The organism is Amycolatopsis sp. lyj-346 (assembly GCF_046548975.1).
In the GTDB taxonomy this organism is placed as follows: Bacteria; Actinomycetota; Actinomycetes; order Mycobacteriales; family Pseudonocardiaceae; genus Amycolatopsis.
In genome coordinates, this window is record NZ_JAJPWT010000005.1 from 347,040 (window position 1) to 363,222 (window position 16,183).

General features: G+C 71.7%; 13 protein-coding genes. 5 read left to right on the forward strand and 8 right to left on the reverse strand.

Annotation, left to right across the window (positions count from 1 at the left end; all coding sequences use genetic code 11):
- Positions 1 to 67 precede the first annotated feature (67 nt).
- Positions 68 to 718 (reverse strand): L-threonylcarbamoyladenylate synthase, encoded by a 651-nt coding sequence (locus tag ACLJQE_RS19370; protein WP_410640650.1) that lies wholly within the window; start codon positions 716 to 718, stop codon positions 68 to 70.
- A gap of 793 nt (positions 719 to 1,511) precedes the next feature.
- Here ACLJQE_RS19370 and ACLJQE_RS19375 point away from each other — a divergent pair.
- The gene (locus ACLJQE_RS19375; protein WP_410640651.1) at positions 1,512 to 3,485 is read left to right on the forward strand and encodes a M6 family metalloprotease domain-containing protein; all 1,974 of its coding nucleotides are present in this window, start codon (positions 1,512 to 1,514) and stop codon (positions 3,483 to 3,485) included.
- A 659-nt stretch (positions 3,486 to 4,144) separates the two neighbouring features.
- Here the strand turns inward: ACLJQE_RS19375 and prmC are convergent.
- Entirely contained in the window at positions 4,145 to 5,011 is an 867-nt protein-coding gene (gene prmC / locus ACLJQE_RS19380) for a peptide chain release factor N(5)-glutamine methyltransferase (protein ID WP_410640653.1), read from the reverse strand.
- Between the two features lie 170 nt (positions 5,012 to 5,181).
- On the opposite strand from prmC, the gene ACLJQE_RS19385 reads away from it, so the two are divergent.
- From ACLJQE_RS19385 to ACLJQE_RS19400, 4 genes are all read left to right on the forward strand, one after another.
- Positions 5,182 to 5,970, forward strand: coding sequence for a TIGR03619 family F420-dependent LLM class oxidoreductase (locus ACLJQE_RS19385; protein ID WP_410640654.1), 789 nt, complete (start codon positions 5,182 to 5,184; stop codon positions 5,968 to 5,970).
- Between the two features lie 119 nt (positions 5,971 to 6,089).
- Positions 6,090 to 7,094: a glycosyltransferase family 2 protein gene (locus tag ACLJQE_RS19390; protein ID WP_410640655.1), complete on the forward strand. Its 1,005-nt coding sequence runs from the start codon at positions 6,090 to 6,092 to the stop codon at positions 7,092 to 7,094.
- Entirely contained in the window at positions 7,091 to 7,522 is a 432-nt protein-coding gene (locus ACLJQE_RS19395) for a GtrA family protein (RefSeq protein ID WP_410640656.1), read from the forward strand. The genes ACLJQE_RS19390 and ACLJQE_RS19395 overlap by 4 nt, the downstream gene beginning before the upstream one ends.
- On the forward strand, positions 7,515 to 8,780 hold the full coding sequence (locus tag ACLJQE_RS19400) for a mannosyltransferase family protein (RefSeq protein WP_410640657.1): 1,266 nt from the start codon (positions 7,515 to 7,517) through the stop codon (positions 8,778 to 8,780). Before ACLJQE_RS19395 ends, ACLJQE_RS19400 begins: the two co-directional genes overlap by 8 nt.
- 26 nt (positions 8,781 to 8,806) lie before the next feature.
- On the opposite strand, the gene prfA is transcribed toward ACLJQE_RS19400, so the two are convergent.
- The 6 genes from prfA to ACLJQE_RS19430 all read right to left on the reverse strand — a co-directional run bounded on the left by prfA (position 8,807) and on the right by ACLJQE_RS19430 (position 16,177).
- Positions 8,807 to 9,877: a peptide chain release factor 1 gene (gene prfA / locus ACLJQE_RS19405; protein ID WP_410640658.1), complete on the reverse strand. Its 1,071-nt coding sequence runs from the start codon at positions 9,875 to 9,877 to the stop codon at positions 8,807 to 8,809.
- Between the two features lie 82 nt (positions 9,878 to 9,959).
- Positions 9,960 to 10,190, reverse strand: a complete 231-nt coding sequence (gene rpmE, locus ACLJQE_RS19410; protein ID WP_410640659.1) for a 50S ribosomal protein L31 — start codon at positions 10,188 to 10,190, stop codon at positions 9,960 to 9,962.
- Positions 10,191 to 10,373: 183 nt separating this feature from the next.
- On the reverse strand, positions 10,374 to 12,392 hold the full coding sequence (gene rho / locus ACLJQE_RS19415) for a transcription termination factor Rho (RefSeq protein ID WP_410640660.1): 2,019 nt from the start codon (positions 12,390 to 12,392) through the stop codon (positions 10,374 to 10,376).
- Between the two features lie 410 nt (positions 12,393 to 12,802).
- Complete coding sequence (thrB, locus tag ACLJQE_RS19420) at positions 12,803 to 13,690, reverse strand: homoserine kinase (protein ID WP_410640661.1); 888 nt, start codon at positions 13,688 to 13,690, stop codon at positions 12,803 to 12,805.
- Between the two features lie 103 nt (positions 13,691 to 13,793).
- Complete coding sequence (gene thrC, locus ACLJQE_RS19425; protein ID WP_410640663.1) at positions 13,794 to 14,855, reverse strand: threonine synthase; 1,062 nt, start codon at positions 14,853 to 14,855, stop codon at positions 13,794 to 13,796.
- Entirely contained in the window at positions 14,852 to 16,177 is a 1,326-nt protein-coding gene (locus ACLJQE_RS19430; RefSeq protein ID WP_410640811.1) for a homoserine dehydrogenase, read from the reverse strand. Before ACLJQE_RS19430 ends, thrC begins: the two co-directional genes overlap by 4 nt.
- Positions 16,178 to 16,183 lie beyond the last annotated feature (6 nt).

Sequence of the window (16,183 nt, forward strand, 5' to 3'; positions counted from 1 at the left end):
TCACGCTCGCGGGGTCGGGGTCACCCGCGACACGCTATCGTGCCGCGGTTTCCGCCGTGATCCGGCTTCAGGCCAACGATTCCGCGGGCACACCGAGCACCTCCGCGATGGCCTCCTTGCCCACCGCGCCCTCGCGCAGCACCACCGGTTCGGTGCCGGTGAGGTCCACGATGCTCGACGCGACGGGCTCGCCGCTCGAGCCGCCGTCGAGGTACACCGCGACCGCGTCGCCGAGCTGTTCCTGCGCTTCCTGCGCGGTGCTGGCGGGCGGGCGGCCGGAGACGTTCGCACTCGAGACGGCCATCGGCCCGACGTCGCGCAGCAGCTCCAGCGCCACCGGGTGCAGCGGCATCCGGAGCATGACGGTGCCGCGGGCGTCGCCGAGGTTCCACTGCAGGCTCGGCGCGTGCGGCAGCACGATGGACAGGTCGCCGGGCCAGAAGGCTTCGATGAGCGCACGAGCCTGCGGCGGCACCCCGAGCACCAGTCCGTCCACAGTGGACCACGAGCCGACGAGCACGCCGACCGGCATGTCCGGGCCGCGGTTCTTGGCACGCAGCAGCGCCTGGACGGCGCCGGCGTCGAAGGCGTCGGCACCGATCCCGTAAACCGTGTCGGTCGGCAGGACGACCAGCCTGCTCGACCGCACCGCCCCGGCGGCGGCGGCGAGCCCGTCGGCCCGGGTCTCCCGCTTGCTGCAGTCGTAGACCACGCTCATGGGCGCCAAGAGTAGTCCCGCTGCCTGTGGGGGTGTTCGCCGCGTCACGCCAGGCCGGGGGTGCGGGACCGGGCGGGTCGTGGCGACCCGCCGGTGCCGGTCCGGGCGGGGTGCTTTGGGGCGGGTTCCGGCGAAGTCGGCCGAGCAGCCGTGCTGCCGGTGTCAGCCGGGTGCGGCAGCGGGTTCCGAACGTCGCCCCGACGCCCCTCGGTCGCCGCGAAGGGCCTCCCTGGCGATCCCTGGCGCCTTGGGGCGGGGTGCCGGTCGGCAGCCGCGGAGGCCAGGCGCCTTGGGGGCGCCCCCGTCTTCCACGCTACCGGCGGGCACCGACAGTTTCCGGCGCTTCCGGTGCGTGCGGCCGGACTTGTCCACAACCGCGGGGCTTGTCCACAACCGCGGGCTTGGCCAGCGCCGCGGGCCTTGACCGCATCCGCGGAGCCTCGGCCAGCATCGCGAACCCTGGCCACAACCGCCGAGCCTCGGCCAGCGCCGCGAGCCCTGGCCACAACCGCGGGGCCTCGGCCGCAACCGTGGGCCTCGGCCAGCGCCGAAGGGAGGCTGTCCGGGCCGTTCGCCGCCACCCGAGGCCCGGCCCAGCTGCCCCGGCACAGGCCCGCGCACCCGATGCCTCCGCACACGCCGAGCGCTCGTCGCCGGGCCGGCGACCGGCCAGACTTTCGTCGTGGGGCAAGCGGGTAAACCTCGCCGCGGGGCGGAACCGCGACAGCAGGGCTCAATACGGTCGATCTTCGGGAACCACCACCCCCGTGGGTTCCCAGCGAAGGAGCCGCAGATGCGCCCCAGAACCCCGAAAGCGCTCGCCCTGCTCGCCGCGGTCGCCGTCCTGACCGGGCTCGGCGCCGGGACCGCCGCGGCGGAGCCGCTCACCCGTGGCTGGCCCGCCCCGATCGACGCCGCGCGCTGGGAGAACCAGGACCACATGACCTGGTCCGACTACCGCAAGATCCCCGGCACGAACTGGGCCGATCCGAACCTGAAACCCACCCAGCGCACCTTCAAGGGCGCCGTCGTCCTCGCCGACTACCCGGACCAGGACTTCGTCGTCACCCGGCCGGCCCGCTCGACCGTCTTCGGCAACCCCGCGCCCACCGCGGCGGACATCCCGCGGGCCCAGGTCGCGCAGTACTACCACGATTTCCTCAACAAACCACAGGCCCTCAACAACGGCCACACGATCAACGAGTACTGGATGGAGGACTCCGGCGGCCGGTTCGGCGTGCAGCTGACCGCGTTCGGGCCGTACCGGATGCCCGGGAAGTCCTACGAGTACGGCATGGAGTTCCAGCCGGGCGCCTGCCCGCCGGGCGCGAACTGCGCGCGCGACATCCGCAAGGACGCCGGGGACGCCTGGCGCGCCGACGTCGGCGACACCGCGAACCAGTTCGACTTCGTCTTCTACCTCTCGGCCGGCCAGGACGAAAGCTCGACCTGGCAGGAGTTCGGCGAGATGAAGTTCGGGACGAAGGAGAACGTGCCCGACGCGTTCGGCCCGCCGAACCACGACCTGCCCAACCACGCGGCCACGCGGTACGTGCCGTGGACGTCGTGGGCGTCGGCGGCCAGCATCTGGCCGAACGCCCAGAACGGCAGCTCGGTGCAGGCCGAGAGCTCCGGCCAGTCGACCTACGCGCACGAGTTCAGCCACATCCTCGGCATCGGCGACAACTACAACAACCCGTTCGGGAACCCGCCGTCGCGGGCGTACAGCGGGCCGTGGGACATGCTGTCGCGCGGCACGTTCAACGGGCCCGGCGGCCCGCACACCCGCTGGCAGATCCCGGCGACGCAGGGCAGCTCGATGGGCGCCCAGCACCAGCTGCGCAACAAGCTGAAGCTCGGCATCGTCGACCCGGCGGACGTGCTGCAGCTCGACCGCACCGAGCTGGCGTCGACCGGCCCGGTGTCGGCCCGGCTCACCGCCCGCGAGGTCGAAGCGCAGCCCGGCGCGTTCACCGGCCTGAACATCAAGCTCACCGGCGGCGACAAGGCCCCGAAGTGCGACCGGGCGACGGACCCGTTCTGCGACGGCGGCGGGTACGACAACTACACCGTCGAGGTCGTCGACCGGATGGGCGCGGACTCGTTCACGCCCGACTCGGGCGTGCTGATCACGAAGACGAAGAACAAGGACACCGCCCCGTTCGACTGGGTGATCGACGCCAACCCGCAGGACATCGGCATCACCGACTACACGAAGCCGGACGGGACGCCGGTGAAGATCACCATCGGCGACTACCGCCAGCTCAACGACGCCCTGTTCAAGGCGGGCACCGAAGCGGCGAGCCCGTACGAGTACACCGACGAGGCGAACCGCCTGCGCTTCCTGATCACGGACGTGTCCCGCGACCGCCGCGGAATCCTGTCGTACACGGTGACGGTGGCCTCGCTGGACGGCGCGGGCAGCCAGACGCGAGGGGCAGCGCTGACCCCGGCTCTTCCCGCGGTCGCCCGCGGCGGCCTGGCCACCTGCGAATTCGGCCTGCTCAACACGGGCTCGGCCCAGGGCGCGAAGGCCCCGTACGACACGGACACGTACCGCCTGAGCGTGTCGACGGACGCCCGCGGCTGGGAGGTCCGCCAGCCGAACGAGCTGGCCACGGCGAAGTTCGGCGGCCACGTGAAGGTCCCGGCGTACGCGAAGCGCGGCCAGGGCGGTGACTTGGCGGCGAGGGTGAAGCTGACGGCGACATCGGTGAGCAACCCGTCGAAGACCGCAACGGCGAGCTGCACGGCGTTCGGCTTCTAGCAAGTGGTCCGGAGGGGCTGTGGACAACCTGGTCCGCGGCCCCTCCGGACTGCCGGAACCTGTCGGTCCCCACCGGTAGCGTGGAAAACGGGGGCTGCTCAGTCCGCGTCAGGCACCGCCTCGCCCGGGCCCACCAGCTCGGCGACGGGTGCCCGGCCACCCTCGGGCACCCGGCGACGACTCCCGAATCAGCTTCATGATCGCGGCAGCCGGTTCGCCGGACGAGCTGCACGGTGTTCGGCTGCTGACCGCCAACCGCACCGGCTGCCTGTCTCGCCGGTCTCCTGTGGACCGAAGCCAAACGGTCTGTCCACAACTCGGCCTGGGTGTGGACAAACCGGAGGCAGCAGCGGTTTTCCCGGCTTTTCGTCGGAGGCGGCCGATACGCTGGACCCGGGGGGCGCCCCCGGCGGGCGGCGGGGTTTCGGCGCAGTTGCCCATCTGCGTTCGCGCCGTCCGTCGCGGGCCGGACCGGGCCGGACCGGGCCGGCGGGGTAGGCAGTCGCTGCGGTGTCGTTGGTGGCGGTTCGGCGGAATCGGAGCCCTCGCCGCCGCCCGGACGCCCCACCGACCCGGACTCGTGGCCGGAACGGCCGGACCAGGACTTTGCCGGAACCCTGCCGGGAGTGACGAGGCTGCTCGGGACCAGCGGGTACCGCTCAGCCCAGCCGGCGGGCCGTGACGAAGCGCGCCCGGCCGGTCAGATCCGCGTGGCCCTCCACCCCGGTCAGCACCCTGCGCGCCCGGACCAGTGCCGGGACCGCCGAGCCGTGCGTGTCGTCGTGCTCGATGGCCAGTCCGCCGCCGGGCCTCAGCAGGCGGGCGCCCGCCGCGATGGCGTGGCGGATCACCGCCAGGCCGCTCTCCTCCGCGAACACCGCTCGCGGTGGGTCGTGCTCCGCGACCTCCGGGGGCACCGGGGTGCCCTCCGGGACGTACGGCGGGTTGCACAGCACCAGGTCGACCAGGCCGTCGAGCTCGGCGAACATCGTCGGGTCGCCGATGTCGCCCGAGTACAACCTGATCGGCGTGTTGCCCGCGTCGGCGTGCACGTCCGCGTTGTGGCGGGCCCAGGCCAGCGCCTGCGGGTCGATGTCCACCGCATACACGACCGCGTCCGGCCGTGCGTGGGCCACCGCCAGCGCCAGCGCTCCGGAGCCCGTGCACAGGTCGACCACCACCGGGAACTCGCGGCCCTGCAGGAACTTGACCCCCCACTCGAGCAGCAGCTCGGTCTCCGGCCGCGGGACGAACACGCCGGCGCCGACCGCGACCGTGATGTCGCCGAGGGCGGCCCAGCCGGTCAGGTACTGCAGGGGGATGCGCTTGGCGCGCTGCTGGACGAGCTGGCCGATGGCCTCGATCACCGGCGGGTCGACCAGCGGCACCATCGGCAGGCGGCCGCGTTCGACCCCGAGCACGTGCGCGGCGATCACCTCGGCGTCGAACCGCGGTGAGGCGACGCCCGCGCGCTCGAGGATCCGGGTGGCCTCCATGATGGCCAAGCGCAGCGGCTGCCGATTCACTCGTCGTCCTTCACCTCGTCGAGCCTGGCACACCAGGCGGAACTCCCCCGTGAGGACACGCGCCGGTCCTACGCCGTCCAGCGTATCGAGGCACCCTCGCGGTTTGGCCGACAAGTACCCCGCCGGCGTCCTTGACCTTCACACCGATGTGAATGCCTAACGTCGACGCCATGACCGGACATTTCCTGGAAGTGGTGCTGCCGAACGAGCAGCCGGACCTCGACCCCGCCCGGCCCGCGGAGCTGGCCCGGCTCGCCGAAGAGCTCGGCTACCGCGCCGCCTGGCTGCCCGACCACCTGATGCCGCCCAGCCCGTACGGCGAGGTGTTCGGCGGTGTGTACGAGCCGCTGGTCACCCTCGCGCACATCGCCGCGCGGACCAGCCGGATCCGGCTCGGGACGTCGGTGCTGATCGTGCCCCTCCGGGAGCCGTTCGCGCTGGCCAAACAGGTCGCGACGCTCGACCGGCTGTCCGGCCACCGGTTCGACCTCGGCGTCGGCACCGGGTGGAACGAGCCGGAGTTCGCCGAGGTCGGCGCGGACTTCGGCACCCGGGGCAAGCGGACCGACGCGACGCTCGACCTGCTCGCCGAGCTGTTCCGCACCGGCCGCGGGCCCGGCGGCGGGTACTTCGCTCCCCGGCCGGTGGGTTCGGTGCCGGTCACCGTCGGCGGCAACTCGGCGGCCGCGTTGCGGCGCGCCGCCCGGATCGGCACGACCTGGCAGAGCGCCGGGCTGTCCCCCGCCGAGTTCGGCGAGCGGGTCGTGGCCCTGCGGCGGCTGACCGGCGGGCGGCCGGTCCGGGCGGCGGCGCGGACGCCGTGGCGGGACGACGTCCGGACGACCGCCGCCGAGGTCCGTGCGTACCGGGACGCGGGCGCCGACACCGTGGTCGTCCACTTCGGCGGCCACGAGGGCACCGAAAGCCGGATGGCCGAGCTGGCCGCCGCGGCAGGCTGACCGGGTCCCGGCGTCGCGGCAGGCCCGATCTTCTAGGATGCAGGGCACCGGGTCGGGGATTCGCCTGCTCGACGGCGCCGCCCGAACCCGTTCCGCACCGAACTCCGGGGAGCCCCGCAGTGCCCACAGAGCCGATCACCCGCCGGGTGGCGTTCATCTTCCCGATCTACAACGAGGAAGAGAACATCGACCTGCTGCACCGGACGGTGGACGAGGTGACCGCCCCCCTCGCCGGGAAGTACGACTTCAGCTTCCTCTACGTCGACGACGGCAGCCGGGACGGCTCGCTGGCCAAGCTCACCGAGCTCAGCGCCCGTGACGAACGGGTCACGGTGGTCGAGCTCTCCCGCAACTTCGGCCACCAGATGGCCGTCACCGCCGGGCTGGACCTGGTCGACGCGGACGCCGTCGTGATCATGGACAGCGACATGCAGGACCCGCCGCGGGTGGCGCTCGAGCTGATCGAAAAGTGGGAAGAGGGCTTCGACGTCGTCTACGCCCAGCGGCGCTCGCGCCAGGACTCGACGTTCAAGAAGCTCACCGCCGGCGGATTCTACTGGTTCCTGCGGAAGATGGCCGCGGTCGACATCCCGAAGAACACCGGCGACTTCCGGCTGATCGACCGCAAGGTGGTCGACGAGCTGCGCAAGTACCGCGAGCGCGACCGCTTCCTGCGCGGGCTGGTCAGCTACATCGGCTTCAAGCAGACGGCCGTGCAGTTCGACCGCGACAAGCGGCACGCCGGCGTCACCGGCTACCCGCTGCGCAAGATGCTGCGCTTCGCCGCCGACGGCATCCTCGGCTTCTCGGTGACGCCGCTCCGGATGATCACGCGCATGGGCTACCTGATCTCGTTCCTGAGCTTCGTCGGGGTCCTCTACGTCGGCGGCGTCAAGCTGTTCGCGCCGGAGACCGCGGTGCCCGGCTGGGCCTTCCTCGGGATCGCGATGTTCTTCCTCGGCGGGATCCAGATCATCATGCTCGGCGTGCTCGGCAGCTACATCGGCCGCACGTACTCGCAGGTGCAGAACCGGCCGCTCTACGGCGTCGCGTCGGTGCGCACGGGCCCGGCGGTGCCGGCGGAGGCCCGTGAGGGCGCCGACGCGGGAAGAAGCGCCCGGTGAAGCTGATCTCGGCGACCCAGCTGCGCTTCGGGCTGGTCGGCGTGGCGAACACGCTGGTCGACGCCCTCGGCTACGCGCTGCTGGTGACGCTGGGTGTCCCGCTGTTCGTCGCGAACTTCATCTCGACGACCACGGGCATGCTCCTCAGCTTCACGCTGAACCGGAACTTCACGTTCCGCGCCAAGGACGGCAACGTCCGCCGCCAGGCGCTGCTGTTCTTCGGCGTCACCGCGTTCGGCCTGTGGGTGGTGCAGGCGGCGATCATCTTCGCGGTCACCAGCGCGTTCCCCGGGGTGAACGTGCTGATCCCGAAGTTCGCCGGGATCGCGGTCGGCCTGGTCTGGAACTACGTGCTCTACAACAAGGTCGTCTTCCGGCACCGGCCCGTGGCGGCCGAGACGCCGGTCGCGGAGGTTACGCATGACTAGCACGGCCGTCCCGTCCCGGGTCGCCGGCCAGGCCGAGCCGGAGCGCCCGGAGGCAGCCCGCGCGAGCCGCTGGGCCTGGCTGAACGGCGACTACGCCCGCGTCTTCGCCGTGGTGCTGGCCTGGAACCTGGTGCTGATCGCCCTGGCGTACCTGTTCGCGCCGTCCAGCCCGATCGACGAGGGCATCCCGAAGACCGGCATCGGCTCGACGATGAGCCTCCTGGCGCACACCTACCGCTGGGACGCCGGCAACTACGGCGAAATCGCCATGCACGCCTACACCGGCAGCTACGCCCCGACACGGGCGTTCTACCCGGTGTTCCCGCTACTGGTCTGGCTGGTGCAGACGGCCAGCTTCGGCACGCTCGGCCTGCTCGCCGCCGGGTTCCTGGTCAACCTGGTGGCCACCTGGCTGGCCGCGGTGGCGCTGCTGAAGATCGGCCGCCACTTCTTCGACGGCGAGCGGGCCCCGTGGCTGGTCGTCGCGGCGTTCCTCACCGCGCCCGCCGCGTTCTTCCTGCACTCGTTCTACAGCGAAGCGGTGTTCTGCGCGCTGGGCTTCTGGGCCTACCTGTTCGCGCTGCGCCGCCAATGGCTCTGGATGGGCCTGACGCTGATTCCGCTGACGGCCTCCCGCATCACCGCGGCGGTGTTCGTCGGCCTGTGCTTCCTGGAGTTCTGGCGGTCGAAGGACTGGAAGCTGCGCGGCCTGCTGTCGTGGAACCTCCTGTGGTTCCCGGCGGCGTTCCTCGGCCTCGGCGGCGTGCTGATCGCCATGAAGATCCAGACCGGCGACTTCTTCGCCAGCTTCAACGCGCTCAAGGGCGTGCGGGCGTGGGCGTACCACCAGTTCAACCCGAACATCCTCGAGACGCTGTGGCGCGAAGCCAAGATCACGGGCCACGCGCTGCTCGGGGACACCCGGATGGACGCGTGGACGCTGATGAGCCACGTGCTGCCGATGATCGGCCTGGCGTTGCTGTTCGCGTCGTCGGTGTACGTCCTGGTGGCGCTGCGTTCGAAGGGCGTCCCGCTGGCGCTGTTCGGGTTCGCGTCGATCGTGATGCTGACGATGAACAACAACGTGGTGTCGGTCCACCGCTACCTGCTGCCGTGCCTGGTGATGTACGTGGCGCTGGTCCTGTTCGGCGAGCGCCGCCCGCGGCTGCGCGGCGCGGTGCACGTCGTGCTGTACGCGAACGCGCTGGTCTGCGGCATGATCTACCTGCGCTTCATCACCGGTTTCTGGTCCGGCTAGGGTCCGCGGCGCGGATCGGGCCCGGGTCAGCCCGACTGGGCCGCCAGGCGCTCTTCGCGGTCCGCGGTCGCCAGGGCGTCCAGGACACCGTCCAGGTCGCCGTCCAGGACCTGGTCGAGGTTGTACGCCTTGTAGTTCACCCGGTGGTCCGAAATGCGGTTCTCCGGGTAGTTGTACGTCCTGATGCGCTCCGAACGGTCCACCGTCCGGACCTGCGAACGGCGGGCGTCCGACGCCTTCGCCGCCGCTTCCTCCTCGGCGATCGCCTGCAGGCGGGCCTGGAGCACCTGCAGGGCCCGGGCGCGGTTCTGGATCTGGGACTTCTCGTTCTGGCAGGACACCACGATGCCCGTCGGCAGGTGGGTGATCCGGACCGCCGAGTCGGTCGTGTTGACGCTCTGGCCGCCCGGGCCCGAGGACCGGAACACGTCGATGCGCAGGTCGTTCGGGTCGATCTCGACCTCGACCTCCTCCGGCTCCGGGTAGATCAGCACGCCGGACGCGGACGTGTGGATGCGGCCCTGCGACTCGGTCGCAGGCACGCGCTGGACGCGGTGGACGCCGCCCTCGAACTTCAGGCGGGACCACACGCCGTCGACGCCGGCCGTCCTGCTCTTGATCGACAGCGTGACGTCCTTGAAGCCACCCAGGTCGGAGTCCACCGAGTCGAGGACCTCCGCCTTCCAGCCGTGGCGCTCGGCGTAGCGCAGGTACATCCGCAGCAGGTCGCCGGCGAACAGGGCCGACTCCTCGCCGCCCTCGCCGGACTTGATCTCCATCACGACGTCGGAGCCGTCGTACGGGTCGCGCGGCAGCAGCAGCTCGGTCAGCTTGGACTCGAGGTCGGGGATCCGCGCGCTCAGCTCCTCGGCCTCCGCGGCGAACTCCGCGTCCTCCGAGGCCATCTCCTTCGCGGCCGAGAGGTCGTCGCGGACGGTGTCCAGCTCGTGGACGGCCCGAACCACCGGCGACAGCTCGGCGTAGCGGCGGCCGAGCTTGCGGGCGCGCGCCTGGTCGGCGTGCACCGCCGGGTCCGCCAGCTGGGTCTCCAGCTCCGCGTGTTCGGCGAGCAGTCCCTTGAGCGAGCTCGAATCCACCTCAGCCACCTCTCAGCCCGGAAAAGACAAAAACAAGAAACGGCGCCCACCCGGAAGTACCGGATGGGCGCCGTTGATCAAGCTACTTGGCGTCGGCGTCCTTCTTCTGACGCTTGCCGTAGCGAGCCTCGAAGCGCGCGACCCGGCCACCGGTGTCCATGATCTTCTGCTTGCCCGTGTAGAACGGGTGGCAGTTCGAGCAGATCTCGACGTGGATGTTGCCGCTGGTCTTGGTGCTGCGCGTGGTGAAGCTGTTACCGCAGTCGCAGTTCACGTCCGTGACCACGTACTCGGGGTGAATACCGCTCTTCATGGTGTCCTCTCTCGTTGGCTCCGGGTCCCCAGTCGTTCTCGCGGGGTGAACCGGCGCCGGACTTCAGCGGGTGATTCTGCCAGACGGGCAGACGTGTACTGGAACGCACCCCGCTGACCAGCTATTCCCGACCTGGAAGGGGCCTCCCCGGACACCCGGGAAGGCCCCTTCCGCAGCCAGGACTCAGTCGTCTTCGCCGCCGCCGAGGGCGGTCTTCGAGACCTGCATGAGGAACTCGACGTTGGTCTTGGTCTTGCGCAGCCGCGAGATCAGCAGGTCGATGGCCTGCTGCGAGTCGAGCGCGTGCAGCACCCGGCTCAGCTTCACGGTGACCGCGAGCTCGTCCGGCGAGAGCAGCAGCTCGTCCTTGCGGGTACCGGACGGGTTGACGTCGACCGCCGGGAACACCCGGCGCTCGGCGATCTTCCGGTCGAGCTTGAGCTCGGCGTTGCCGGTGCCCTTGAACTCCTCGAAGATGACCGTGTCCATCGTCGAGCCGGTCTCGACCATCGCCGTGGCGAAGATGGTCAGCGAGCCGCCGTTCTCGATGTTGCGCGCCGCACCCAGGAACCGCTTCGGCGGGTACAGCGCCGTCGAGTCGACACCACCGGACAGGATCCGGCCGGACGCCGGGGCCGCCAGGTTGTACGCGCGGCCGAGGCGGGTGATCGAGTCGAGCAGCACGACGACGTCGTGGCCCATCTCGACCAGGCGCTTGGCCCGCTCGATCGACAGCTCCGCGACCGACGTGTGGTCGGACGGCGGCCGGTCGAAGGTCGAGGCGATGACCTCGCCCTTCACCGAGCGCTGCATGTCGGTGACCTCTTCCGGACGCTCGTCGACCAGGACGACCATCAGGTGGCACTCGGGGTTGTTCGTGGAGATCGCGTTCGCGATGTCCTGCATGATCGTGGTCTTGCCCGCCTTCGGCGGCGACACGATCAGGGCGCGCTGCCCCTTGCCGACCGGCATGATCAGGTCGATCACGCGAGTGGTGAGCTTGTGCGACTCGGTCTCGAGGCGCAGCCGCTCGTTCGGGTACAGCGGGGTCAGCTTGGTGAAGTCGGGACGCCGCTTGGCCTCGTCCGGCTCCAGCCCGTTGATCGAGTCGACGCGCACCAGCGGGTTGAACTTCTGCCGCTGCTGCTCGCCGTCGCGCGGCTGGCGCACGACACCGGTGATCGCGTCACCGCGGCGCAGGCCGTACTTGCGGACCAGCGACAGCGAGACGTACACGTCGTTCGGGCCGGCGAGGTAGCCGGAGGTGCGGACGAACGCGTAGTTGTCGAGCACGTCCAGGATGCCCGCCACGGGCAGCAGGACGTCGTCCTCGCGGATCTCGGTGTCCGGCGAACCGCCCTCGCGCTGACCGCCGCCCGTGCCCCGGCGACGGCGATCGCGGAAGCGACGGCCGCGACGGCCGCCTTCCTCGTCGTCGTCCTGCTGCTGCTGGGCGCGGTTGTCCTGACCGCCGCGGCTGCCGTCCTGCTGGCTGTTGCGCTGACGGTTGCCGTCCTGGCGGTTGTCGCCCCGGTTGTCGCCGCGGCTGCCACCGCCCTGACGCTCCTGGCGCTCCTGACGCTGCTGGTCGCGGTTGCGGTCGCCCTGCGGGCGGTCGCCACCCTGACCCTGCTGACGGTCACCGCCCTGCTGACGGTCACCGCCCTGCTGGCGGTCGCCGCCCTGCTGACGGTCACCGCCCTGCTGACGGTCGCCGCCCTGCTGGCCGTCCGGCGCACCGGCGGCGCGGTTCGCACCGCGCCGGCGCCTGCTGCGGCCGCCCTCCTCGGGCTGGCCGTCCTGGGCCTGGCCGTCCTGCTGCGGGCGCTCGGCCTGCGGCTGGGCGTCCGACGGCGCGGAGGCGGGCGCCTCGGCCTTCGGCTCCGGCTTGGTCTCCACCGGAGCGGCGGGTGCCTCGGCCTTGGGAGCCGCCTTGGGCGGCTCTCCGACGCCCTCCAGCGGCAGCGTCTCGGCCGTCGCACGTGGCTTGCGAGACTTGCCCTGGCGCTCACGGATCGCGGCGATCAGATCGCCCTTGCGCATGCCCGTCGTCTCGCCGACGCCGAGCTCCCCAGCCAGCGAACGCAGTTCGGCGACGGTCTTGCCGGTCAGCCCGCCGACCGTCCGCTTGGGAGCGGGGGCGGTGCCGTTCGACCCGGCCGTGTCGCTACCCACGTCGCTCAAAAGATCGGTGTTGCTCACACATGTCCTTCCTGACCGATCCACGCCTCCAGGCGGATCAGCGGACTGCCGCTCGCTTCTGATCGCGAACCGGCGTATCTGCCCCCCGATACGGGAGATGAGCTCTTCGGCCGTGCGAAACACAGCGGGAGCGCCTCCACCACAGGGGTTTGCGTCCTCCATTCGGAGGACACGGAATTCGGCACCGCCGAGACCGGAAACCCGCCTGCGTCCCTCCGCGTTACCCCGCGTGCCAGGCGGTGCGGATTCGGCGGATCGACGAAGGATGCGATCCTCGGGATTCCCCGGGACCGGCATCGGGTGCGGAAACGCACGGTGATCGAACGCCCCCGAGGGTAGACCGCAGCGGTGCCGGGTGCAACAACCACCCCCCGCGTGGCGGGCCTGGCGGCAGGCACGTGACCCACCCTTTACTGCACCGCAACCTGCACACCCGTGAGATCCACGGGCAGCTCGAGGACGTCGAAATCGTCAACGCGCACGTCAGGGGGAAGTATTCCGCCGGTGGTCAGGGCGAGCACCGTCGGACCGGCGCCGGAGATGGCGGCGGGCACGCCCTGTGCACGGAGCGTCGCCACCAGCTCCGTGCTGGCCGGGTACGCGGGGGCACGGTAGTGCTGGTGCAGGCGGTCCTCGGTGGCCGCGAGCAGCAGCTCCGGCTTCGCCGTCAGCGCGTGGACGGCGAGCGCGGCCCGGCCGGCGTTGTGCGCGGCGTCGGCGTGCGGCACGACCGACGGCAGCAGGCCGCGCGTCGTGGCGGTGGCCGAGCGCACCGACGGCACGGCCACGACCGGCCGGATCGACGCGTGCGGCGTGAGCCGTTCGGCGTGGAAGCGCCCGTCGTCGCACCAGGCGAGTACCAGCCCGCCGAGCAGGCTCGCGGCGGCGTTGTCGGCGTGGCCTTCGAACCCGGCGGCCAGCTGCAGCGCGCCGGACACGTCGATCTCCCGGCCCGCGAGGGCGTACCCGGCGGCCACCCCGGACACCACCGCGGCCGCGGACGAGCCGAGGCCGCGGGCGTGCGGGATGGCGTTGAAGCAGCGCAGGTGCAGGCCGGGCGGCTCGACGCCGAGGTGCTCACAGGTTGCGCGGATCGCCCGCACGACCAGGTGCGTCTCGTCGGTGGGGACGTCCGCGACGTCACCGGCGCCGGCGTCCGCCACCTCGACCTTGAGCCCGGTGTCGGTGACCCGCACTTCGACGACGTCGTACAGGCTCAGCGCCATCCCGAAGGCGTCGAAGCCGGGCCCGAGGTTCGCCGTGGACGCCGGAACGGTCACCCGGAACCCGCCGCTCACCGGAGCGCCCCAAGGTGGCCTTCGGTGCGCTCAACGCACCCAATGTGGCCTTCGGTGCGTCCAACGCACCCAAGGCCACATTGGGGCGCTGGCAGGGTGGCGCTCACCGCAGGTCCAGGGCCGCCGCGACGGCCGAGGGGTCCACGGCCAGCGGTTCGACCTCGACGTTGCCCGCCAGTGCCGTCTGGGGGTCCTTCAGGCCGTGCCCGGTGACCGTGCAGACCACGCGAGACCCGCGCGGGAGCCTGCCGTCGGCCGCCGTGGCCAGCAGGCCCGCCACGCTGGTGGCCGAGGCCGGCTCGACGAAGACGCCTTCGCGGCCGGCCAGCAGCCGGTAGGCCTCGAGGATCTTCTCGTCGGTGACGGCTTCGAAGAGCCCGTCCGACTCGTCCTTCGCCTTCACCGCGGCGGCCCACGACGCCGGGCTGCCGATCCGGATGGCCGTCGCGATCGTGTCCGGGTCGCGCACCGGCTCGCCGTGCACCAGCGGCGCCGCACCGGCCGCCTGGAAGCCGAACATCCGCGGCGTGTTCTTCACCACATCGTCGGCGGCGTACTCCCCGTACCCCGCCCAGTAGGCGGTGATGTTGCCGGCGTTGCCGACCGGCAGGCAGTGGATGTCGGGCGCCGTGCCGAGCACGTCGCAGATCTCGAAGGCCGCGGTCTTCTGGCCGGCGATGCGCACCGGGTTGACCGAGTTGACGAGCGTGACCGGGTAGTCGGCCGCGGTCTTGCGGGCCAGCTCCAGGCAGTCGTCGAAGTTGCCGTCGACCTGCAGGATCCGCGCGCCGTGCAGCACGGCCTGGGCGAGCTTGCCCATCGCGATCTTGCCCTGCGGCACCAGCACCGCGCAGGTGAGCCCGGCGCGGGCGGCGTAGGCGGCGGCCGAGGCGGAGGTGTTGCCGGTCGACGCGCAGATCACCGCCTTGAGCCCGCTGGCCAGCGCGTGGGTGATGGCCACGGTCATCCCGCGGTCCTTGAACGAGCCGGTCGGGTTGGCGCCCTCGACCTTGAGGTACACCTCGCATCCGGTCAGCTCGGAGAGGTGGTGGGCGGGCAGCAGCGGCGTGTTGCCCTCCCCGAGCGTGATGACCCGCGCGCCGTCCGGGACCGGGACGCGGTCCCGGTACGCCTCGATGATTCCCGGCCAGGGCTGCCTGATCATGCGTCTTCGCCTTCCACGCGCATCACGCTGACAACTTCGTGGACGACGTCGAGCCGCCCGATTTCGTCCACAGTGGACTGCAGGGCGGCGTCCGGCGCCTGGTGCGTCACCACGACGAGGCTCGCGCGGTCGCCGACGTCGCTCTGCCGCACGGCCGCGATGCTGACGCCGTGGTCGGCGAACGCCTGCGCCACCTGGGCGAGCACACCGGCGCGGTCGGCGACGGACAGGCTGACGTGGTACCGGGTCGGCGTCTGGCCCATCGGCCGCACCGGCAGGGCCGCGTGCGCCGATTCGCGGGGGCCGCGGCCGCCGACGACCCGGTTGCGGGCCACCGCGACGAGGTCGCCGAGCACCGCGCTCGCCGTGGGCGCGCCGCCCGCGCCCTGGCCGTAGAACATCAGCTCGCCCGCCGCGTCGGCTTCGACGTAGACGGCGTTGAACGCACCGCCGACACCCGCCAGCTGGTGGCTGCGCGGGATCATCACCGGGTGCACCCGGGCGGACACCGACTCGACGCCGTCGTCGTCGGTGACCCGCTCGCAGATGGCCAGCAGCTTCACCGTCCGGCCGAGCATCCGGGCCGCGGCAAGATCCGCGGCGGTGACGTCGGCGATGCCCTCGCGGTGCACGTCCGACGCCGTGACGCGGGTGTGGAAGGCGAGGGAAGCGAGGATCGCGGCCTTCGACGCGGCGTCGTAGCCGTCGACGTCGGCGGTCGGGTCGGCCTCGGCGTACCCGAGCCGGCTGGCCTCGTCGAGCGTCTCGGCGTAGCCCGCGCCGGTGGAGTCCATCGCGGACAGGATGTAGTTCGTGGTGCCGTTGACGATGCCCATCACGCGGGTGATCCGGTCGCCGGCCAGCGACTCCCGCAGCGGGCGCAGCAGCGGGATGGCCCCGGCCACCGCCGCCTCGAAGTACAGGTCGGCGCCCGCGGCGTCGGCGGCCTCGAACAGGTCGGCGGAGTGCTCGGCGAGCAGCGCCTTGTTCGCCGTGACGACGGACTTCCCGGCCTTCAGCGCGGCGAGCAGCCAGCCGCGCACCGGTTCGATCCCGCCGACCAGCTCGACCACGACGTCGACGTCGTCGGAGGTCACGAGCTGCTCGACGTCGGCGGTCAGCAGCTCCGGGGGCAGCTCGGGGTGCTTGTCCGGGCGGCGGACGGCGATGCCGGCCAGCTCGACCGGCGTGCCGGCGCGGGCGGCCAGTTCCCCGGCCTGCTCGGTGAGCAGCCGGGCGACCTGGCCGCCGACGGTCCCGCAGCCGAGCAGCGCGACCCGGATCGGACGTCGTTCGGCCGCAGGCAGTTCGGAAGCAGGCAGTTCGGA

Bases quoted from the DNA above. Each gene is read 5' to 3' on its own strand.
- ACLJQE_RS19370 (WP_410640650.1), bottom strand. From the start codon at position 718: ATGAGCGTGGTCTACGACTGCAGCAAGCGGGAGACCCGGGCCGACGGG.
- ACLJQE_RS19375 (WP_410640651.1), top strand. From the start codon at position 1,512: ATGCGCCCCAGAACCCCGAAAGCGCTCGCCCTGCTCGCCGCGGTCGCC.
- ACLJQE_RS19385 (WP_410640654.1), top strand. From the start codon at position 5,182: ATGACCGGACATTTCCTGGAAGTGGTGCTGCCGAACGAGCAGCCGGAC.
- ACLJQE_RS19400 (WP_410640657.1), top strand. From the start codon at position 7,515: ATGACTAGCACGGCCGTCCCGTCCCGGGTCGCCGGCCAGGCCGAGCCG.
- rpmE (WP_410640659.1), bottom strand. From the start codon at position 10,190: ATGAAGAGCGGTATTCACCCCGAGTACGTGGTCACGGACGTGAACTGC.
- thrC (WP_410640663.1), bottom strand. From the start codon at position 14,855: ATGATCAGGCAGCCCTGGCCGGGAATCATCGAGGCGTACCGGGACCGC.